We start from the raw sequence: 22406 nt of genomic DNA, 5'->3' as shown, positions 1-22406 counted from the left end.
TTACAGACCGAAAAATAAAACTATGCCAACCGACTGTATCGCTTTTAGAGACACTAATTACTTTTCAGATTTTATTTGTGATTATCTAGATCAGAAACCTGAATTAAAAGCACTCTACAACCGGTACCCAACCATAGAAGATTTTAAAGCGCAGATTGAAGAAAAGTTAAAAAGTGGTCACCTTGAGCGCAGTCGAAAGGTACTTTTTGACGTGCTGAGTAATCAGTATAAAGATTTACAAACCTCAAATGTGACACAGGTTAATATTGAAAGTCTAAAAGACTCTAGAACCTTTACAATCACCACTGGTCATCAATTGAACCTTTTTACTGGTCCGTTATATTTTTTATACAAAATCATTTCAACAATTAATTTAACTAAACAGCTAAAGGAAGCCTATCCTGAATATAATTTTGTGCCAATATACTGGATGGCTTCTGAGGACCACGATTTTGAAGAAATAAATTACTTCAATTTCAAAGGAAAAAAGGTGCGTTGGAATTCTAATCAAACCGGTGCTGTTGGGCGTTTTGGAACACAAGGGTTAGATGAGGTATTCAATGTAGTTGCAGGCGAATTTGGACTAAGCATTAATGCTGAACAGTTAAAGGCTTGGTTTAAAAAGGCTTATTTAGATCACAGTAATTTAGCAGATGCTACACGTTATATAGCAAATGCGTTATTTGGGGAGTATGGTTTAGTAATTATAGATGCCGATGATTCAGATTTAAAGCGACAATTTATCCCAAATCTTAAGCAGGAGTTATTGCAACAGACGTCGTTTAAAGAGGTTTCTAAAACCAATGAAATCCTTCAGGATTTAGGGCTAAAAGTTCAGGTGAACCCAAGAGAGATTAATCTCTTTTATATTGATGGAAATATAAGAGAACGTATTGTGTTTGAAGATGCTGTTTTCAAAGTGAATAATACTGATATTTCATGGGATGAAAAAGAGATTTTACAACATCTTGAAGAACATCCTGAGCGATTCTCCCCAAACGTTATTATGAGGCCTTTATACCAAGAAGTGATTTTACCAAACCTATGTTATATTGGTGGTGGCGGTGAGATGATTTATTGGTTACAGCTTAAGTCTAGTTTTGAAGCCCAAAATGTAACATTTCCAATGTTGTTATTGAGAAATTCTGTTTTGGTTGCATCAGAAAAGCAATCACGTAAGCTTCAAAATTTAGATATTTCCTTAGAGGATTTATTTCTAAATCGTAACACATTTATAAATAAAAGAGTTCGAAAAATATCGAATATAGATATAGATTTTTCATCACAGATACTGCATTTAGAATCTCAATTTAAAGGTTTATACGATTTAGCTGATAAAACTGATAAGTCCTTTTTAGGTGCTGTAAAGGCTCAAGAAATAAAACAAATAAAGGGATTACAATATCTTGAAAAAAGACTGCTTAAAGCTCAAAAGAAAACATTAGCTGATCAAATTCAAAGAAGTACTGAGTTGCAAGAACAATTGTTTCCTAATCAAAGTTTGCAAGAGCGAAATCGCAACTTTTCAGAATTATATTTAGAATATGGGAGTCAATTAATCCCGACGCTATTAGAATCATTAGACCCATTATCGGGTCAATTTACAATACTTAAGTTAGAATAGTTTATGCATAAAATAGATTTTGATCTGGTAGAAATGACCATGGATGTCATGAAGTATACCATAGATCGTATATCTCATACCAAACAAAAAGTAGGAAAGCCACAGAAAGCTGTGGTGCTCAAAGAACTTGTAGGTGAAACCATAACCAAAGAAGGTATTGGAGGTGAAAAGGCTTTTAAACTTTGGAAGAAGCACTTGGCAAAAGCTAATGTACCCGTAGATCATCCTCGCAACTTAGCCTTTGTACCTGCAGCACCAACACGAGCAGCTGTTATGTTTGATTTGGTAACATCAGTTTCTAGTATCCATGGTGCATATTGGATGGAAGGTGCTGGCGGTATTTTTTGTGAAAATGAAGCTATGAAATGGATGGTGTCATTAACTGGCATGACAGAAGGAGCATTTGGCGTTTTTACAAGTGGCGGTACAGCTGCAAATTTATCTGCCATTGTTACAGCAAGAGAACGCTGGCGAGAAGATGATACATATAAAAGAGAAAAAGGTCTTATTATCACATCTATTGGTGCACATTCATCAGTAAAAGCAATGGCGAAAGTTGCAGATGTTGATATTTTACTAGTAGATTCTGAAGAAGAATTAAAAGGTGAAGATTTAAGAAATACTATTGAAAATCTAACCTTCCACCAACGGAAACGTTTGTTTGCTGTTGTGGCGACAGGTGGAACTACCAATGCAGGTATTATTGACGATTTAGATGGTATAGCTGAAGTTTGTGAAAAAGAGAAACTGTGGTTTCATGTTGATGCGGCTTATGGTGGCGGCGCCTTGATTGCGGATTCTGTACGTCATTTATTTAATGGTATTGAGAGAGCAGATAGTATCACTATAGATCCACATAAATGGATGTTCTCGCCATACGATTGTGGTGCAGTGATCTATAAGAATCCAGATTATGCTAAGAACGCACACTCACAAGAAGGTTCTTATCTAGATATTTTTAAAGATGAAGGTGCACATGGTTTTAACCCTGCAGATTATCAGATTCAATTAACACGTCGTGTTAGAGGTTTACCATTATGGTTCTCTTTAGCGACTCATGGTACGGATCGTTATAAAGCTTCAGTAGAACGTGGTATAGAATTAGCGCAGATTGCAGGTAAAATAATTGAAGAGAATCCTAATGTGGAATTGGTACGTGAGCCAAGTTTGTCTTGTGTGTTGTATAGACGTATTGGTTGGCAACCAGAAGATTATACGCATTGGACTTATGAAAACCACAATAAAGGTTTTGCTTTAGTGACACCAACAAAGTGGAAAAATGGTGATATGTTTGAGACGGTTTCAAGGTTTTGTTTTATAAACCCGGACACAACAGAAGAAGATATTAGGCTAATTATAGAGTCCATGGCATAATCAAAATGATGTCAATAACTCGTGAAAAAATAAAGCAGTTAAAAACGTCATTCTAAAATCAATTATTACTTTTGCGCATGCAACACAACAAAGTACTTATTTTAGATTTCGGTTCGCAGTACACGCAGCTCATTGCTAGACGTGTAAGAGAGTTAAACATCTATTGCGAAATTCATCCATTTAATAAAATTCCTAACGATTCAGATAGTTTTCAGGCTGTTATTTTATCTGGTAGTCCAAATTCAGTAAGAGGTGAAGATGTATTACATCCAGACTTATCAAATATAAGAGGTGAGAAGCCGATGTTGGCTGTGTGTTATGGTGCACAGTATTTGGCACACTTCTCAGGTGGTGAAGTCGCTGAATCAAGTACTAGAGAATATGGTAGAGCACATTTAGAGTTCATTAAGTCAGACGAAGATTTCTTTGAAAACATTCATGAAGGTAGTCAAGTTTGGATGAGTCATAGTGATACCATTAAACAATTACCAGATAATGCAGTATTATTAGCCAGCACTGAAGATGTAGAAAATGCGGCTTATAAAATTGAAGGTGAAAATACTTATGCCATTCAATTTCATCCTGAAGTATACCATTCAACAGATGGTCACCAATTGTTACAAAACTTCTTAGTGAAAATTGCAGGTGTAAATCAAGATTGGACACCTAACGCATTTGTTGAGGAGACCGTTGAAGATCTCAAGAATCAATTAGGAGATGATAAAGTTGTATTAGGTTTATCTGGTGGTGTAGATTCATCTGTGGCTGCTATGTTATTGCACAAGGCTATTGGTGAAAACCTCTATTGTATCTTCGTTAATAACGGATTACTTCGTAAGAATGAGTTTGAAGATGTACTACATCAATACGAAGGCATGGGCTTAAACGTAAAAGGTGTTGACGCTTCGGCACGCTTTTTGGATGCCTTAGCTGGTAAGAGCGACCCTGAAGAAAAACGAAAAATAATTGGTCGTGTGTTCATTGAAGTTTTTGACGATGAAGCACATCTTATCAAAGATGTAAAATGGTTGGCGCAAGGCACTATCTATCCAGATGTGATAGAAAGTGTTTCAGCAACTGGAGGACCAAGTGCTACAATAAAGAGTCACCATAATGTTGGTGGATTGCCAGACTTTATGAAACTTAAAGTTGTAGAACCTTTAAAAGCATTGTTTAAAGATGAGGTAAGACGTGTTGGTGCATCTATGAATATGGATGCGCACCTGTTAGGTCGTCATCCATTTCCAGGTCCAGGATTGGCAATTAGAATTCTTGGAGATCTAACTCCTGAGAAAGTTCGTATATTACAAGAAGTTGATGCAATTTTCATCAATAATTTAAGATCTTGGAATTTATACGACAAGGTTTGGCAGGCAGGTGCAATGTTATTGCCTGTAAATAGTGTAGGTGTAATGGGTGATGAGCGTACGTATGAGAAATGTGTGGCATTAAGAGCTGTTGAGAGTACAGACGGAATGACTGCAGATTGGGTAAATTTACCGTATGAGTTTTTGCAGAAAACTTCTAATGAAATAATAAATAAAGTAAAAGGCGTTAATAGAGTAGTATATGATATCAGCTCAAAACCGCCAGCGACAATAGAGTGGGAATAAAATTGTGGTGACTTATGGCCAAATTTTGTTTCTTAATTATGGTCAACTAACATAAAGTACATGAGAAATTTTATAACCATCTTTTTAATTCTTTTCACATTTGTTGTTAATGCTCAAAAGTATAAAGAGCATAAGGTAAAGTCTGGCGAAACTATTGAAAGTATTGCGAAGCAGTATTTGGTTACTCCATTTGATATTTATGCCTTAAATCCTGATGCGAAAACAACACTTGCACCTAATACAGTTTTAATTATTCCCAATTCAAGGGTGAAGAATCAACCAATTGAAGAAGATTCTAGAGAGCTAATTGGTTATAAGAAGCATAAAGTAAAACGAAAAGAAACACTTTACGGACTTTCTAAAAAATATGGTGTGTCTGAAGAAGAAATTAAGAAAGCGAATCGTTTTTTGTATTCTGAAAATCTTCAAAAAGGACAAAAGATTAAAATACCTCAATATAAAACCTTCATTTCTAGACAGACATTAAAGAATACATTAAAAAAATACACTGTTCAAGCGAAAGAAGGTAAATGGCGTGTAGCTTATAAGTTTGGCATTAAAGTGGCAGATCTTGAAGCTTTAAACCCATCTATGAATGAGGTGCTTCAACCTGGTGATGTATTGAATGTGCCAAATATTGAAGATGAAGAGGAAAAACCTGTAGAGACTAATTATGACTATTATGAAGTCTTACCAAAAGAAGGTTTCTACAGACTAAAAATTAAAACTGGTTTAACACAAGAAGAACTCGAAGTACTAAACCCTGAGCTAAAAGAAACAGGTTTAGTAGCAGGTATGGTATTAAAGTTACCAGTTGGGGCAGAAACAAGTAGTATTAACGTTAATACGGAGACGACTCGATTAATATCAAGTTTAAACAATTTTGAAACCAAGAAGTTAGCCTTAATGTTGCCGTATCAATTACATAAGATTGATACTGATTCTGTTGACGTTACTAAAAGTGAAATAAGAAACAATAAACTACTTTCTTTGGTTTTAGATTTCCATGTTGGTGTGACCATGGCATTAGATTCTGCTAAAAAGCTTGGTATTTCTACTGAGTTAAAGGTTTTGGATACAAAATATAGTACTGCAGCAACAGGAGATTTACTTAGAACTCATGACTTTTCTGGCTATGACGCTGTGATAGGTCCAATAAATGAAACATCATTTGATAGAGTTGCTTCAGAACTTAAAAGTGATAGAATCCCAGTAGTGGCGGCATTAAAGAAACCAAAGGAATTATATAGTAATGTGTTTCAGACCATTCCTGAGGATGAATTGTTACGAAAGGCCATCATAGATTTTGTAAAAAAGGATACCTTAAAAGCAAGAGTAATGATTTTTGCAGATGCTGCTAGTAAATCTAATGTAGATAAATTAGTTGCTGAATTTCCTAGAGCCACTGTAAAATACGCTAGAAAAAGTAAGAAAACAGGCTTACCATTTTTCTACCCAACGGATTTGACGGATATGATTCCAGAGGGAAAGACTTATGTCTTTTTAGAGGCTAAAAGTAATGCATTCGCATCAAGTGTTATAAGTATGCTTAACGGTGAAGTTGATGACAATACCGAAATTATTTTAACGACATTAGATAAGGGCAAAGCATTTAAAGGAAAGGATATTTCCAATAATAACTTATCTAAATTAAAGTTTCATTATGCATCTGTAAATAAGGATTTTAATGAGACTGAGCAGAAAGGTTTTGTAGCGGCTTATAAGAAACAATTTGGAATTTTACCTAGTAAATATGTTGCTCGAGGATTTGATATTACTTTAGACCTATTATTGCGTTTGGCATCAAATGAAGACTTATATGAATCGTCTAATGACATTATCGAAACAGAGTATGTTGAGAATAAGTTTAGGTATAATAAATCCTTATTTGGAGGTTATAAAAATGAGGCGGTTTATATTGTAAAGTATCATGATTTAAGAATCGTAAAAGTAAACTAATACTATGACATCAAAAGTTAAATATTTGGGAGGTTTACGTACCGATAGTACACATTTAAAATCTGGAAATTCTTTTATCACAGATGCGCCAACAGACAATAATGGCAAAGGTGAAGCGTTCTCACCTACAGATACTGTTGCTACAGGACTGGCAAGTTGTATGCTTACGGTTATGGGAATTAAAGCAAGAGATATGGATGTAGATATGTCCGGAACTACAGCTGAGGTTACTAAAACAATGTCGAGTAACCCAAGAAGAATTTCTAAAATAGAGGTTGTTGTTCATCTACCATTTTCTGCTGATGATAAAACCAAACAGATTTTAGAACGTACCGCAAATACTTGTCCTGTGCATTACAGTTTACATCCAGATATCGAAAAAGATATCGTTTTTAACTGGCAATAACATGCAATTAAAATATGTTTTCCTAACTGTAATTTTTCTGATTTTTGGTAATCAACAGGATGAAGAAGTTATCGAATGGAACGAATCAAGAACCTTAACTTGGGCTGACTTTAAAGGTGACCCCATTCTAAATACAAACGCTGTTGCGTTAACGGCTTCGGGTATTACATTCGGTTATTCTGTTAAAACATCAAATGGAAAGATTGTCGATTTTTCAACAACTGTAGAATCTCATTTTTATCCGAATAAATCATGGCATATTAAATCAAAGTCAAATGATTACATCTTAAAGCATGAACAATTACACTTTGATATTACAGAGCTTTATACAAGAAAGTTTAGAAAACAGATTCAGCAATTAAAAGTCAATCCAAATATTAGACAACAATTAAATGATCTTCATAATGCTATCAACCAAGAATTGAGAGACACACAAAAACGCTACGATGAAGAAAGTGAACATTCCATTGTTAAATCGGAACAACAACGCTGGAATATGTATATCGCGGAAGAATTAAAAAAACTTGACAGCTACAAATCTCAATAAGTTGGAAGGAAGTAAAGAAGCACTTATTGAGTTAGCCCATTATAAAATGCCTTTCGGAAAATATAAAGGTGAATATCTAGTTGATATACCTGAATATTATTATACATGGTTTAAACAAAAAGGATTCCCTGAAGGTAAGCTTGGTCGTATGATGACACAGATGCACGATATTAAAATCAATGGACTCGAAGAAATGATTTATACCATTAAGAAGGATTTTAAGAAGTAAAAAGTACTCAAATAATTGATTTAAAATGTGTTACTACATTTACTGTTGACCACGTGATAACATATTAACAAACCTTAAACAATTCTTAAATTACTCGTTTTATTTTGTAAATTTGCCTGCGTTTTAATCACGCAATATGACTACAAATCCTAAGTATATTTTTGTAACTGGCGGAGTATCTTCATCTCTTGGAAAAGGTATTATCGCGGCATCTTTAGCCAAATTACTTCAAGCTCAAGGTTACAGAACAACCATCCAAAAACTAGATCCATACATAAATATTGATCCAGGAACATTAAACCCATACGAACATGGTGAATGTTATGTTACTGATGATGGTGCTGAGACCGATTTGGATTTAGGTCATTACGAGCGTTTTTTAAATGTACCAACATCACAGGCTAATAACGTTACTACAGGTAGAATTTACCAAAGTGTTATTGACAAAGAAAGGCGTGGTGAGTTTTTAGGTAAAACAGTACAGGTTATTCCACATATCACTGATGAAATAAAACACAGAATTCAAATTTTAGGTAATTCAGGTGATTATGATATTGTAATAACAGAAATTGGTGGTACTGTTGGTGATATAGAGTCGTTACCATACGTTGAAGCAGTACGTCAATTACAATGGGATCTTGGTGAAAATAATGCTTTGGTTATTCATTTAACCTTAGTACCTTATTTATCTGCAGCAGGAGAATTAAAAACAAAGCCTACACAGCATAGTGTTAAGACCTTAATGGAAAGTGGTGTACATGCCGATATCTTGGTTTGTAGAACAGAGCATGAGCTGAGTGAAGGATTAAAAGAAAAATTAGCGCGTTTCTGTAACGTTAAAAAGGAAGCGGTGATTCAATCAATTGATGCTTCTACTATATATGACGTACCAAACCTAATGTTAGAAGAAGGCTTGGATAAAGTAGTGTTAGAAAAGTTAAAGCTCGATAGTTCTCAACCAAATTTAGAGCGCTGGAACGAATTCTTAACGCGTCATAAGAATCCAAAAAATACGGTAACTATTGGTTTAATTGGTAAGTACGTAGAACTTCAAGATTCCTATAAATCAATATTAGAGGCATTTATTCATGCAGGAGCTGAGAACGAAGTAAAGGTGAAGGTTGAACCTATTCATTCTGAATTTTTAAATGAAGATAATATAGAATTTAAATTAGGACACTTAGATGGTGTACTTGTAGCGCCTGGTTTTGGTGAACGTGGTATAGAAGGTAAAATTGATGCTGTAAGATTTGTACGAGAAAATAATATTCCATTTTTAGGTATTTGTTTAGGAATGCAAATGGCTGTTATTGAATACTCAAGAAATGTTTTAGGGCTTCAAGATGCTAATTCTACTGAAATGGATGAAGCAACTTCAAATCCTGTGATTAACTTAATGGAATCGCAAAAAGATGTTGTTAATAAAGGCGGAACAATGCGTCTAGGTGCTTGGGATTGTGATATTGTTGAAAACAGTATCGCACATCAAGTATATGGTGCAACTCAAATTAAAGAACGTCATAGACATCGTTTTGAGTTTAATAATGATTATAAAACGCAAATTGAATCTGCAGGCATGAAAGCTACAGGTTTAAACCCAGATACAGGACTTGTGGAAATTGTAGAAATACCATCGCATAATTGGTTTGTTGGTGTACAGTATCATCCAGAATATAAGAGTACTGTAGCAAATCCGCATCCGCTTTTTGTATCATTTGTAGCAGCTTCTTTAAAGCATCAAAAGAAGAAATAATGTGTCATGTTGGCACAATTTAAGTAATTGGATAACTTTTTGGTTAATCGTAAAGAGTAATCAACTAATGCGTTGAAGATGATTTTCAGCGTAGTCGAAAGACAATAAGACATATGGAAGAAAAGAAATTAGACATCAATTCAATTATAGGATTCGTATTAATCTTCGGAATCCTAGTATATATGATGTATCAAAATCAGCCTTCACCAGAGGAGATTGAAGCACAAAAGAAAGCCGAACAAGAACAGGTAGAAGCTGAGAAAAAGAACTCTAAACAAAATGAAGCTGTAGTTACCACTGCAGAAGATTATTCATCAAGTCAAGTTTTAGATTCAGCACAGGTAGCAGCGCTGCAAACTAAAATGGGTGCAATATCTTATGCATCTACCTTACCAGGCGAAGAAATGACTACTGTTGAAACCGATGTTTTTGAATTGAAATTTCAAAGAAAAGGTGGTCAATTAGCAGAAGTTAGGCTGAAGAAGTTTGTAGATTATGATTCTCTACCTATTTATATGGTAAAGGATTTAAATAGTAATTTCAATATTACATTTGGTACTTCAGATAATCGTACTCACAATACGCAAGATCATCCTTTTCAACCAAGTGTAACAAAGAGCGGTGACAATACTATAGTATCAATGAAATTAAAGTTTTCTGAAAGTGAATTTTTAGAATACAGATATGAGTTGAAACCAGATGACTATATGATTGATTTTTCAATCAAATCTCAAGGGTTAAGCAACGTTTTTAATACCTCTCAGCCTATTCATTTAGATTGGAAACAAAAAGGGATGCGTCATGCAAAAAGTATTTCTTATGAAAATCGTTACACACGTTTAACCTATATGCATGAAGGTGATAGAGTAGAGAAATTATCTCAAATGGGTGATGACGAAGAGACTGTTGAAGATGTAGAATGGTTATCATATAGACAGCATTTCTTTAGTTCAATTTTAGTAACAAAAGATGCACCATTCAAAAAAGCAGAGTTAACTTCTAAGAATTTAGTGGAAGATGAAGAAGTAGATTCATTATTTACTAAAATGTATACGTCTAAAATGCCGTTGGCCTATAATGGTGGTGAAATCAATAAAAGTCTTGGTTTGTATTATGGACCGACGGATGCTAAAGTTTTAAAGGCTTACGATAAAAATCTGCAAGAGAGTATACCATTTGGTTGGGGAATTTTTGGTTGGATTAACAAAGCCTTATTTATCCCATTATTTGGTTGGCTAAGTAGTATGCTGCCATATGGTATCGCTATTATTGTAATGACAATATTAGTAAAGTTGATGTTGTCTTTTGTACAGTACAAACAATTCTTGTCTCAGGCAAAAATGAAAATTTTAAAGCCGGAATTAGATGCTATTAGAACGAAGTATAAAGACAACAAATTAAAAGCACAACAAGAAACTATGGCTTTGCAGAGTAAAGCTGGTGCAAGCCCATTAAGTGGATGTTTACCAGGTTTAATGCAAATACCTGTATTTTACGCCTTGTTTATGTTCTTCCCAACAGCTTTTGATCTGAGACAGAAGAGTTTCTTATGGGTGGACGATTTAAGTTCATATGATTCTATTGCAGACTTACCATTTAATATTCCATTTTATGGCGATCACGTAGCGTTATTTCCAATATTAGCGGCTATAGCTATTTTCTTTTACATGAAAATGACTACTGGTCAACAAACAGCTATGCAAGCACCACCACAAGAAGGAATGCCAGATATGGGTAAGATGATGAAGTACATGATTTACTTCTCACCATTATTAATGTTAATCTTCTTTAATAACTACGCTTCGGGATTAAGTTTATATTATTTCATTTCCAACTTAATTAGTATTGGAATAATGTTAGTAATTAAGAACTACATTATTGACGAGCAGAAAGTTCTTGCTAAGATTGAAGTGAGTAAGAGTAAGCCTAAGAAGCAAAATCGTTTCCAGAAGAAGATGGCAGAAATGATGGAAGAAGCTGAAAAGCAAAAAAATGCGCAACAAAAAAGAAAGAAATAGAGTAAGTAACTCAAATAAAGAAGCCTTGAACAGAAAAATGTTCAAGGCTTTTTTATTCATTTATGTTATAAACAGAAATTTTAGTCTCATATGTTCTATTTCATATGGCTAAATTATAAAGTGATAATAACTAGTTTATAAGTGCAATAGTTATGGTTTTAGAATCAGATGTTAAATTAAACTTACATTTCTTAAAGCTTGGTTTACCAAAAGGACGCACATTATTGCTAAACCCGTAAGGTTCTTTTGGTGGTCCATAAAACTTTTTATCTAATTTTCTGTTGCCATTAAGATCTTGAAAGGTTGAAACAGCATATTCACCTGGTTCCAGTTCAAAATTAGCTATAACTTTATCATTATTAATCTTAACGTATTGAAATGATATTGGTGTTTCTAAAAAGTTTTTTTCCTTAAAAATAGCCACAACCACTTCAGAAGATTCCTCCTTTTCAAATCCTTCTATTTTAACCGTCAAGTTAGTCTTGGTAACGTTATCAGATTGAAGTATCAAAATGGAAAATATAGCAACAATAATATGTTTCATTGGTGTAGAAATTAAATGTTATAACAAAATTAAGTCAAATTCAATAGAACAATCATTATTAGAAAAGAAGAAGCCAGACTCACTGAGTCTGGCTGTCTTACTAACTAAATCAATCAATATAAAAATGAGGTAATCAGCCTCTATTTTCCTAATTAAGTTTATAGACCTGGTAAGATTACCTTGTCTATAACGTGAACAACACCATTCATTCCCTGTATGTCAACTAGTGATGTTACAATGTTACTTACTCTATCGTTTGAATCTGTAAGTGTAAAGTTTGTTGCATCTGCGGTGATATCACCACCTAAAGTAGTTACTGTACCAGAAGCTAATTGATCAGATTGAACGTTTGCACTAACTAAGTGTAATAATAATACTGCATCTGTTGTAGCACCATTAAGTTGTCCTTCACCTTCACCGAAGCCTGATAACCCTAATTCAGCTAATACTCCATTTGTTGGGTCAGTAAAAGCTGCGTTTACTGGCGCAAATACTGTGAAAGGTCCTGCCGTGTCATCTAAAACTGTATTGATATATGGTACTGTTCCTGCACCTGAATCATCAGCGTATGATAAGGCTGCTACTAAAGTAGAAAGCGCTGGGTTTGATGTTGCAAATGTTCCTATTGTTGGTAATGCTATTACAGTGTCTACAATATGCACAACACCATTAGTAGCTGTAATATCAACATTATTTAAATCGATGTTTGACTGTCCGTTGATTACAGCGCCATTCGACGTATTAAAGTATAAACTTAAATTTTCACCATTAGGTCCTACTGCCGCAGTCTTCGCATATCCGTCACCAGCATTCACTAGATCACTTGACATAATTTCTGGGCCGATTATTACATGGTTTAATAAAATATTTCTTACTAAATCTTCTTGTGCATCAGTTAAGTTGTTTAAATCTAAACCTGTATCGTTTAATAGAGTGTCAAAAGCATCGTTCGTAGGAGCGAATACTGTAAAAGGTCCAGCTCCTTGAAGTGTTGTTACTAAGTCTGTAGCTTGTAAAGCAGCTGCCAGAGAAGTTAATCCATTTGCAGCAGCAATATCTACTACAGTCGTTGCTTGAACCCCAGGTCCGTTGTTGTCGTCGTCGTCACTACATCCAGTAACACCTAAAACCAATAGAAATACTGTAAGTAATTTGAAAGTTTTTGAAATAATTTTCATTTTTTTGAGTTTTTAATTGTTCATCATTGCACAAACTTCGCGTTAGTTTGTTTAATAAAAGTATTAAAATGATTAAACACAATTTATACTTAGTATTTATTTTTACAATAACTTTAACAGTTGGCTTTGCACAAAAGTCGGTTAATCAGTATGATAAAAACGGCAAACGCCATGGCTTATGGACGAAGGACTATCATGGTACAGACCAAAAACGCTACGAGGGAACTTTTTATCATGGAAAGGAGATTGATACTTTTAACTATTACACATTACATAACGGGAAAAGTGTTTTAAGTGCGATTAAAGTGTTTAATGATAAAGACAGTATTTCCCATGTTACATTTTACACCTCTACAAAAAAAGTAATTAGTGAAGGTCAAATGAATGGTCGAAAATATATTGGCAAATGGATCTTTTATCATAAAAATTCAACTGACATTATGATTGAAGAGCATTACAATGATAATGGCCAACTACATGGTAAAAGAAAAGTATTTTATAAGAATGGAATTGTTGCTGAAGAAACGAGCTATGTTAATGGTAAATTAGATGGCATGTCTATTTGGTATACTGAAAAGGATAAGATTTTAAAGAAGTCCATGTATAAAAATGATATGTTAAATGGTGAAAGTATTTACTATGATTCTGAAGGATATGTGACATCTCAGGGTAATTATGTAGATAATAGAAAAGAGGGTATTTGGAAATATTACAAAAACGGAAAGATTAAAAAAGAAATAGATCACACAAATAATATAGTGATAAAAAAGTATGAATAATTTTTATCTATAATGTTATAATTTTTTGTTAGGAATTAATTATTACAGTTTACCATTCCAAGTTGTAATTTCGCTGAAATTAATTCCAACCCTCAATTTTCGTAATGGATAAATTAGCGTATCTAGAATCTCAATTAGAACCTTCACGACAAAAACTCAATAATCACCCATTATATACCAATCTTAAAAGTATTGATGACATCAAAATTTTCATGGAAAATCATGTATTTGCTGTGTGGGATTTTATGTCATTGTTAAAGTTTCTTCAGTTGAAACTTACGACTGTTAAAATGCCATGGGTTCCTTCAAAAGATCCGATGCTTTCAAGATTTATTAATGAGATTGTACATGGTGAAGAAAGTGATGTAAATGAATTGGGTGAACCCAAAAGTCATTTTGAGATGTATTTGGATGCTATGATTCAAACTAAAGCAAATACAAATCAAATTAATCAGTTTATAGAATTCATTAGATCTGGTAAATCTGTTGCGGAAGCATTTCACAAAATTGAAGTTGACAATCGCGTCGCAGATTTTGTGAATTTTTCGTTTTCTCTTATAGATACAGACAAAGCACATTTGGTCGCTTCAGCCTTTACTTTCGGTAGAGAAGATCTTATTCCCGATATGTTTATTAAAATATTAGAACGTAAAGATTCTGACAACACAACTTATAATAAATTGAAGTACTATTTGGAACGTCATATCGAATTAGATGGTGATGATCATGGTCCTTTAGCACTTAAAATGATAACTGAGCTTTGTGGTGATGACGATCAAAAATGGCATGAAACTTTAATTGTTGCTCAGGAAGCGCTTGATAAAAGAATAGAGCTTTGGGACGCTATTAATGAATTAATATTAAAAAATGTTTCTACTACTCAAACAATAATATCCAAGATATAAGATTTAACTATAGGTAGAATAGTCTAAGACTATAAATTTTGCGGTATAATTACCTCTTTTATTTTGTAATTTTGCCGGAGTTTTAGAGACTAAAAAAATCATGAAAAGAGTAATCGTTGGACTTTCTGGTGGAGTAGATTCTAGTGTTGCAGCCTATCTTTTAAAAGAGCAAGGTTATGAGGTTATTGGCTTGTTTATGAAAAACTGGCATGATGACTCTGTGACCATTTCAGACGAATGTCCTTGGTTAGAAGATAGTAATGATGCTATGTTGGTAGCAGACAAGCTAGGTATACCATTTCAAACCGTTGATTTAAGTGCGCAATACAAAGACCGTATTGTGGATTACATGTTCAATGAATATGAAAAAGGACGTACGCCAAATCCTGATGTGTTGTGTAATCGCGAGATAAAGTTCGATGTGTTTATGGATATTGCTATGGACCTTGGCGCTGATTATGTTGCTACGGGTCATTATTGCAGAAAAGATAGCATTACCAAAAACGGAAAAGAAGTTCATCGCTTATTAGCAGGCGTTGATAATAACAAGGATCAGTCTTATTTTTTATGCCAATTGTCTCAAGAGCAATTGTCTAAAGCATTATTTCCAATTGGAGAATTAACAAAGCCCGAGGTTAGAGACATTGCTAAAGCGCAAGATTTAATAACCGCTGAGAAAAAAGATTCTCAAGGGTTGTGTTTTATAGGCAAAGTAAGGTTACCGGAATTTTTACAACAACAATTAAAGCCAAAAGAAGGTGTTATTGTTGAGGTTGATGCTGCTTTAGATGTTTATACAAAAGAACAACCAGTATTTACTTCAAAAGAAAACGAATTAGAATTCTTAGCTCAAAAACCTAAGTATGCTTTAGCTGATGGTAAAATTGTAGGGCAACATCAAGGTGCGCATTATTTTACTAAAGGTCAGCGTAAGGGATTGGCTGTTGGAGGTACAAAAGAGCCGTTGTTTGTTATTGAAACTGATGTGGAAGAAAATATCATTTATACAGGTCAAGGTAAACATCATCCAGGTTTATTGCGCAATGTGCTTTTTGTGTCTAACGAAGAATTGCATTGGGTTAGAGAAGATTTAGCAATAGCTGATGGAGAAACCATGGAAGTGATGGCGAGAATTCGTTACCGTCAACCATTAGAAAAAGCGACACTTCATAAAGTTACTTCAGGACTTTATGTAGAATTCGCAAACAAACAATCAGCCATAACTGAAGGTCAGTTTGTAGCTTGGTATACAGATGAGGAACTCATTGGTTCTGGTGTAATTTCATAAATTAAAATTAGTGTCATACTGAACTTGATTAAGCATCTTTTTGCATAACTTTACTGTACTAAATAAATAAGTCAATGCAAAATAGAATCACTTCACTTTTCGGAATAGAACATCCAATTATCCAAGCAGGTATGATATGGAATAGCGGTTGGCGATTGGCTTCAGCAGCTAGTAATTCTGGTATTTTAGGACTCATTGGTGCAGGTTCAATGTATCCAGAAGTGCTGCGCGAACATATTCAGAAGTGTAAAGCTGCAACCGACAAGCCGTTCGGTGTCAATGTACCAATGTTGTATCCAAACATTGAAGAAATTATGGATATCATTGTAGACGAAGGCGTGAAAATTGTATTTACGTCCGCCGGAAATCCAAAGACTTGGACCAAATGGTTACAAGATAGAGGTATCACAGTGGTGCATGTCGTAAGCAGTGTAAAGTTTGCTTTAAAGGCACAAGCAGCTGGAGTCGATGCTGTAGTTGCAGAAGGTTTTGAAGCTGGTGGCCATAACGGTAGAGACGAAACCACAACATTAACCTTAATTCCTATGGTCAAAGAGCAGTTGGAGATTCCTTTAATTGCTGCTGGTGGTATAGCAACAGGTAAGGCCATGTTAGCATGTATGGTTTTAGGTGCTGATGCAGTACAAGTTGGTAGTCGTTTCGTAGCCAGTAATGAATCCTCTGCTCATCAAGATTTTAAGCAAGTGGTTGTTGATGCTAAAGAAGGTGATACACAATTAACATTAAAGGAGTTAGCACCTGTAAGACTGATTAAAAATAAATTCTATAACGAAGTTGAAGCATTATATAAAACAGGTCCTACACCAGAACAGCTTAAAGAACTACTAGGAAGAGCACGTGCAAAACGCGGTATGTTTGAAGGTGACTTAGAGGATGGTGAGTTAGAGATTGGTCAAATATCGGGGCTCATTCACGACATTAAACCAGTGGCAGAAATCGTGAAAGAGATGATTCATGAATTTGAAGAAGCAAAATCTACGATAACATCTTTTTAAAACCAACAATGGATATAGCACAAAATCTATTATCATTTTTAAAACCTGAACTTGTAAAGGAAATTATGGATGCCTCTACAATTCAATATATTCCACAAGGAACTGAGATTCTTAGAGAAGACCAATATGTCAAGGTGTTACCTATTGTAATTGAAGGTTTAGTAAAAGTGCACTCAAGATTTAAGGAGAAAGAGCTGTTGTTATATTATATTGAACCCGCACAAAGTTGTGTGGAATCCTTTCATGCGGCGCTAAATAACAAGCCAAGTCGAGTTTTTGCACATACCGAAGAGGATACTAAAGTAATGCTGATACCCGCGCGTTATTTGTCTTCTTGGTTAAGGGATTATCCTGAGTTTAATTCCTTATTTTTCGATCAATACAATCTCAGGTATTCTGAGTTGTTAGATACCATAAGTCATTTACTCGTTGATAAAATGGATAAGCGAATTTATAACCACCTCAAAAAAAAGTTTGAACTATCTAATAGTACTTCACTAAAATTAAGTCATGGACAAATTGCCAACGAATTAGGAACTGCTAGAGAGGTCGTATCACGCATTATTAAAAAGCTTGAAAACGATGGATTAATTGAACAAAATTCAGGCTACATAAAAATCACTACTACCTTGTGACTTGAGTCACTGTGTGCCTCAAATTCAAACATTAAGTTTGTCTCAAACAATTAAATGTAGTCCCATGAAGAAAAATTTAGGTGCAATAGATCGTGTTGTGAGAATACTAATTGCTGCAGTTGTAGCGACATTATTTTTTACGAACATAATTTCTGGAGTTTTAGGTACCGTACTTTTAGTGGTAGCAGCAGTGTTATTGCTAACAAGTTTCATTAGTTTTTGTCCTTTATATGCGCCATTTGGCATTAGAACATGTAAGCTAAAGGAGTAAATTAGACAATTCATACTAATTAATGGCAGAAGTGGTTTTAGGGATATTCTAAACCACTTTTTTTGATGAATAGGAAACTTTAGGCCAATAGATAACGTCTATTTCGTTATAAAAGATGTTAATGTTTGCTTTGAATTCCTAATATTCATAATAGTTTCATAGTTTTGACGTTCAGGTAGAAATAGGCAAATTATGAAGTATAACATGGCAGATATGTATGCCTTAGATCTTTATCTGTCTAATGCAGACAAAAAAGATTATAAAACGGCAATACAAAATATAACAGTTCCGAGTGCCAGGCACATGTCTTTATTAAGTTGGGACTTATATATGAATTCATACAATGAGCGTTTAACGAACGCCATAAAGCGCAATGAGTTTGGACAAATCTTATCTTACGCAGAGCATTTTAAATGGCAAAATAACTTAGATTTAGTATTCTCTGAAAATGATTACGAAGCACTAATTATTACAGATAAGAATCAAAAAATCATTTGGGTAAATGATGGTTTTACTTCTATGACGGGTTATTCAAAATCATATGCATTAAGCAAAACACCGAGATTTTTACAAGGTGAACAAACGTCTATAGAAACTAAAAAACGTATCAAGAATAAAATAGCACAAGACGTACCTTTTGAAGATGTTATTATAAATCACAGAAAGGATAATACGACTTATAAATGTGAAATTAAAGTGTTTCCATTATTTGGAGAAAATACCACACATTATTTAGCCCTAGAGAAGGAGATAAAGTAATGTTATCTTATCAAAATATACCAAAGCGGTTTGAGTGTTTACTCAGACCGTTTTTTATTTAAATACAAGAGTAAGTCTTTTGATTACTTGATTTAAAAACACGAACTTCGCTTTTTAAATGACCACTAGTAAACGTTGATTTTAGGAGACCAATGACGCAAGATTACCAGAGCAATGAATTAATAGATAGACTTCCTAAGCACTTAAAGCAGTTTATCAAACCTCAAAACTACGATGATTATACGCCTATAGATCAGGCTGTTTGGCGCTATACACTAAGGCGATTGGTGAATCATTTATCTAAGGTTGCCCACCAATCATATCTTGAAGGGTTAGAAAAAACAGGTGTCAGTGTAGACGCTATTCCAAGTATGTATGGCATGAACCGCATTCTTAAAGAGATCGGTTGGGCCGCAGTAGCTGTAGACGGATTTATTCCACCAAATGCTTTTATGGAATTTCAAGCCTACAAAGTGTTGGTGATAGCCTCAGACATTAGACAATTAGAACATATTCAATACACACCAGCACCAGACATTATTCATGAGTCGGCCGGACATGCGCCAATAATTGCTAATCCAGATTATGCCGAGTATTTAAGACGTTTAGGAGATATTGGAGCAAAAGCCATATTGTCTAAACACGATATGGATATGTACGAAGCGGTTAGAAAATTATCTATCCTTAAAGAAGCTGAAGGTATTCCTCAAGAAGCCATTAATGAAGCTGAAGCCGAAATTACAGCACTTCAAAATGAAACTGTTGAGCTTTCGGAAATGGCGCAAATCCGTAATTTACAATGGTGGACCGTTGAGTATGGATTAATTGGCTATCTTGAAGACCCTAAAATATATGGAGCCGGTTTATTGTCATCAATAGGAGAAAGTACCTCTTGCCTTAAAGAGACTGTAAAAAAAATACCATATTCTATAGATGCGGCTAACCAAGCTTTTGACGTTACCAAGCCGCAACCACAACTATACGTTACACCAGATTTTTCTAAGTTAATGCAAGTACTTGAAGAGTTTGCAAATACCTTAAGTCTTCGTAAAGGAGGACGAAAAGGCTTACAGCGACTTATAGCATCAGAAATGGTTGGAAGTATAGAACTCAATACGGGTTTACAAATTTCGGGTAAGTTTTCTCGAATGATATTAAATGATGATAATGAGATTATTTTCTTTAAAACTGAAGGTCCTACAACGTTATCTTATCGCGAAAAAGAACTCATAGGTCATGGTATAGATTATCATAAAGAAGGTTTTAGTTCACCTTTAGGTAAATTGAAAAATATCAATTTGGCCATTGAAGATATGGGGCCTGTAGATTTAAAAGCCTATAGTTTTTATGATGGAAAATGGTTAGAATTTGAGTTTGAAAGCGGTATTAAAGTAGAAGGTCTAAATATTACAGGCATTAGAAACTTACAAGGCAAACTCATGCTCATTCAATTGTCTAATTGTACGGTGACTTATAAAGGCGAGATCTTATTTGCACCAGAATGGGGCACTTTTGATATGGCCGTTGGTACAGAAGTAGTGTCGGCTTTCGCTGGGCCTGCAGACAGTAATTCCTTTCCTAATTTATATGGTGAGTCTCTCACAAAAACCATTAAGAAGGTAAAGAATAAGGCCACTGAGGCAAGCGAGCAAGATTATGCTTTGGTGAGATATATGAGAGAATCAAGTGATGCAAGCAACGAACAAATCTCGGCTTTATTTCAGAAATATAGAGATAATCAATCTAAAGAATGGTTGTTGTTATTAGAGCTATTAGAAATTACAAAAGATGATACACTAGCAACATCTGTAGAGGACTATCTTCATCAACTTATAGAATCTCATCCATCATTAAAAGTCCTGATTACAGATGGTATTAATTTGCTGAAAAATACGTAATGTAACAGTTAATTCCTTAAGAGATTAACGCAGTCATTATTTGATGCCTTTTAAGGAATTTTTTAACTTTGTATTCTAATTACATTTTATGTCAATTTCATCTGTAATATCGTATTCGGATATTGTAAAATAGGTAGTCTGTTTCTACAGACTATTACCATTCATTACTTCAGATAACCATCTGAGGTGTTACCATTTATTTACATTTTACAAAAAACACATAGTTATTGTGAATGCTAGGGTATTTAAATTTCTATACACATACCAGATTGTTTACGATACTTTAAAACATACAAGAGATGAAATTAGAAGATTTCGGATACAACGATACCATTAAACAATTAAGGACACAACATCACTTTTCAGAGTTTGAAATCGGAAGAGTGATTTCAGAACACAAAGAACGCTATACGGTTAAAACCGAACAAGGTGACTTAGATGCAGAAATCACAGGGAATTTGAGATATACAGCTCAGTCTCGAATGGATTTTCCGGCAATAGGTGATTGGGTTGCAATTTCAGAATATGATGATCATAAAGTGCTTATTCACTTTGTATATCCAAGAAAATCAATCATTAAAAGGCAAGCCATAGGCAAAACAGGAGAACAGCAAGTCATTGCTACAAATATTGATGTTGCCTTTATAGTGCAAGCTGTTGATAGAGATTTTAATATCAATCGATTAGAACGTTTTCTTACCATTTGTAATGCATCACAAGTAAAGCCGATAATCATTTTGAATAAGATTGACTTAATTGATGATATTACGTTAAATCAATTGCTAACTAAAGTTAAAACAAGAGTTGCCGAGGTACCAATAATGGCTATAAGTAATAGCTCTAAAACAGGAATTGAGAACGTAAAGGCACACATAGAAAAAGGTAAAACCTATTGTTTGTTAGGTTCTTCAGGCGTTGGAAAATCTAGTCTTTTAAACAACCTTGCAGGTAAAGCATTGATGAAGACCAATACTATAAGCTCAAGCACAAATAAAGGAAGACATGTTACCACACATAGAGCATTGATAGTTCTAGAGCATGGTGGTATTATCATTGATAATCCTGGTATAAGAGAAGTTGGTATTGCAGATGCTGCGGGTGGAATAGACAAAACTTTTGAAAAAATACTAGTGCTTGCTGATCAATGTAAGTTTAAAAATTGTTCGCATACCATTGAAACAGGTTGTGCTGTTATTACAGCTGTAGAAGGTGGAGAATTAGACCAATTGTTCTATGAAAATTATCTAAAAATGAAACGCGAAGAAGAGCATTTTGAAACTACTGTTGCAGAAAAACGAAAAAAAGATAAGGACTTTGGTAAAATGGTGAGACAAATGAAGCACCTAAAACAATCTAGGAAATACTAAGTGCATTCTCATGACTCAAATAGCGGCGAGATGGCAATATCTCGCTGCTATATTTTTAATCACAATCAGTTGATGTGAGTTGTTAAAATGTGCAGTTTTAAGTAATAAAAACATACTTAATAATCTACCTTGACCGGGAAATTCCTTGATTGAAAAAACGAACGTCTAAGTCAATATAAATAGCCCCAAATTCAACTACCGTAGATTCGGAAAACAACTCCATAGATTTGGAACATTTTAGAA

At 34.3% G+C, this 22406-nt stretch carries 20 protein-coding genes; 18 read left to right on the top strand and 2 right to left on the bottom strand.

Annotated elements, in window-relative coordinates:
* Nucleotides 1–22 precede the first annotated feature (22 nt).
* The 9 genes from bshC to yidC all read left to right on the top strand — a co-directional run bounded on the left by bshC (nt 23) and on the right by yidC (nt 11523).
* Complete coding sequence (gene bshC, locus HRU50_RS02555) at nt 23–1624, top strand: bacillithiol biosynthesis cysteine-adding enzyme BshC (protein ID WP_296347834.1); 1602 nt, start codon at nt 23–25, stop codon at nt 1622–1624.
* A 3-nt stretch (nt 1625–1627) separates the two neighbouring features.
* A complete protein-coding gene (locus tag HRU50_RS02550; protein WP_296347832.1) occupies nt 1628–2998 on the top strand; it encodes an aminotransferase class V-fold PLP-dependent enzyme in 1371 nt (456 codons plus the stop codon).
* 77 nt (nt 2999–3075) lie between these two features.
* Complete coding sequence (gene guaA, locus HRU50_RS02545; RefSeq protein WP_296347829.1) at nt 3076–4611, top strand: glutamine-hydrolyzing GMP synthase; 1536 nt, start codon at nt 3076–3078, stop codon at nt 4609–4611.
* Between the two features lie 60 nt (nt 4612–4671).
* On the top strand, nt 4672–6570 hold the full coding sequence (locus HRU50_RS02540; RefSeq protein ID WP_296347827.1) for a LysM peptidoglycan-binding domain-containing protein: 1899 nt from the start codon (nt 4672–4674) through the stop codon (nt 6568–6570).
* 4 nt (nt 6571–6574) lie between these two features.
* Nucleotides 6575–6976 carry an OsmC family protein gene (locus HRU50_RS02535; protein ID WP_296347825.1) on the top strand — a complete coding sequence of 134 codons (402 nt, stop codon included), beginning with the start codon at nt 6575–6577 and terminating at the stop codon, nt 6974–6976.
* 1 nt (nt 6977) lies between these two features.
* Nucleotides 6978–7523, top strand: a complete 546-nt coding sequence (locus HRU50_RS02530; protein ID WP_296347823.1) for a DUF922 domain-containing protein — start codon at nt 6978–6980, stop codon at nt 7521–7523.
* 1 nt (nt 7524) lies between these two features.
* Nucleotides 7525–7752, top strand: a complete 228-nt coding sequence (locus tag HRU50_RS02525; RefSeq protein WP_296347821.1) for a DUF3820 family protein — start codon at nt 7525–7527, stop codon at nt 7750–7752.
* A 136-nt stretch (nt 7753–7888) separates the two neighbouring features.
* Nucleotides 7889–9505 carry a CTP synthase gene (locus HRU50_RS02520; RefSeq protein WP_296347819.1) on the top strand — a complete coding sequence of 539 codons (1617 nt, stop codon included), beginning with the start codon at nt 7889–7891 and terminating at the stop codon, nt 9503–9505.
* 113 nt (nt 9506–9618) lie between these two features.
* A complete protein-coding gene (yidC, locus tag HRU50_RS02515; RefSeq protein ID WP_296347817.1) occupies nt 9619–11523 on the top strand; it encodes a membrane protein insertase YidC in 1905 nt (634 codons plus the stop codon).
* Nucleotides 11524–11653: 130 nt separating this feature from the next.
* On the opposite strand, the gene HRU50_RS02510 is transcribed toward yidC, so the two are convergent.
* Nucleotides 11654–12067: a DUF2141 domain-containing protein gene (locus HRU50_RS02510; RefSeq protein WP_296347815.1), complete on the bottom strand. Its 414-nt coding sequence runs from the start codon at nt 12065–12067 to the stop codon at nt 11654–11656.
* A gap of 158 nt (nt 12068–12225) precedes the next feature.
* Entirely contained in the window at nt 12226–13245 is a 1020-nt protein-coding gene (locus HRU50_RS02505) for a fasciclin domain-containing protein (RefSeq protein WP_296347813.1), read from the bottom strand.
* A gap of 68 nt (nt 13246–13313) precedes the next feature.
* Between HRU50_RS02505 and HRU50_RS02500 the strand changes: the two genes are divergently transcribed.
* From HRU50_RS02500 to rsgA, 9 genes are all read left to right on the top strand, one after another.
* Complete coding sequence (locus HRU50_RS02500) at nt 13314–14024, top strand: toxin-antitoxin system YwqK family antitoxin (RefSeq protein ID WP_296347810.1); 711 nt, start codon at nt 13314–13316, stop codon at nt 14022–14024.
* A 104-nt stretch (nt 14025–14128) separates the two neighbouring features.
* A complete protein-coding gene (locus HRU50_RS02495; RefSeq protein WP_296347808.1) occupies nt 14129–14929 on the top strand; it encodes a DUF3050 domain-containing protein in 801 nt (266 codons plus the stop codon).
* Nucleotides 14930–15029: 100 nt separating this feature from the next.
* Nucleotides 15030–16217 carry a tRNA 2-thiouridine(34) synthase MnmA gene (mnmA, locus tag HRU50_RS02490; RefSeq protein ID WP_296347806.1) on the top strand — a complete coding sequence of 396 codons (1188 nt, stop codon included), beginning with the start codon at nt 15030–15032 and terminating at the stop codon, nt 16215–16217.
* A gap of 74 nt (nt 16218–16291) precedes the next feature.
* Complete coding sequence (locus HRU50_RS02485; RefSeq protein ID WP_296347804.1) at nt 16292–17233, top strand: nitronate monooxygenase; 942 nt, start codon at nt 16292–16294, stop codon at nt 17231–17233.
* A gap of 8 nt (nt 17234–17241) precedes the next feature.
* Complete coding sequence (locus HRU50_RS02480; RefSeq protein WP_296347800.1) at nt 17242–17868, top strand: Crp/Fnr family transcriptional regulator; 627 nt, start codon at nt 17242–17244, stop codon at nt 17866–17868.
* A gap of 64 nt (nt 17869–17932) precedes the next feature.
* Nucleotides 17933–18139, top strand: coding sequence for a DUF2892 domain-containing protein (locus tag HRU50_RS02475; protein ID WP_296347798.1), 207 nt, complete (start codon nt 17933–17935; stop codon nt 18137–18139).
* 192 nt (nt 18140–18331) lie between these two features.
* On the top strand, nt 18332–18898 hold the full coding sequence (locus tag HRU50_RS02470; RefSeq protein ID WP_296347796.1) for a PAS domain-containing protein: 567 nt from the start codon (nt 18332–18334) through the stop codon (nt 18896–18898).
* A gap of 152 nt (nt 18899–19050) precedes the next feature.
* Nucleotides 19051–20796 carry an aromatic amino acid hydroxylase gene (locus tag HRU50_RS02465; protein WP_296347794.1) on the top strand — a complete coding sequence of 582 codons (1746 nt, stop codon included), beginning with the start codon at nt 19051–19053 and terminating at the stop codon, nt 20794–20796.
* Nucleotides 20797–21095: 299 nt separating this feature from the next.
* A complete protein-coding gene (gene rsgA / locus HRU50_RS02460) occupies nt 21096–22163 on the top strand; it encodes a ribosome small subunit-dependent GTPase A (RefSeq protein WP_296347793.1) in 1068 nt (355 codons plus the stop codon).
* Nucleotides 22164–22406 lie beyond the last annotated feature (243 nt).

Origin of the sequence: Winogradskyella sp., from assembly GCF_013213835.1 — a bacterium.
Lineage (GTDB): Bacteria > Bacteroidota > Bacteroidia > Flavobacteriales > Flavobacteriaceae > Winogradskyella.
Note: the sequence above shows the minus strand (reverse complement) of the source record. Positions and strands in the feature narration are given on the sequence as shown.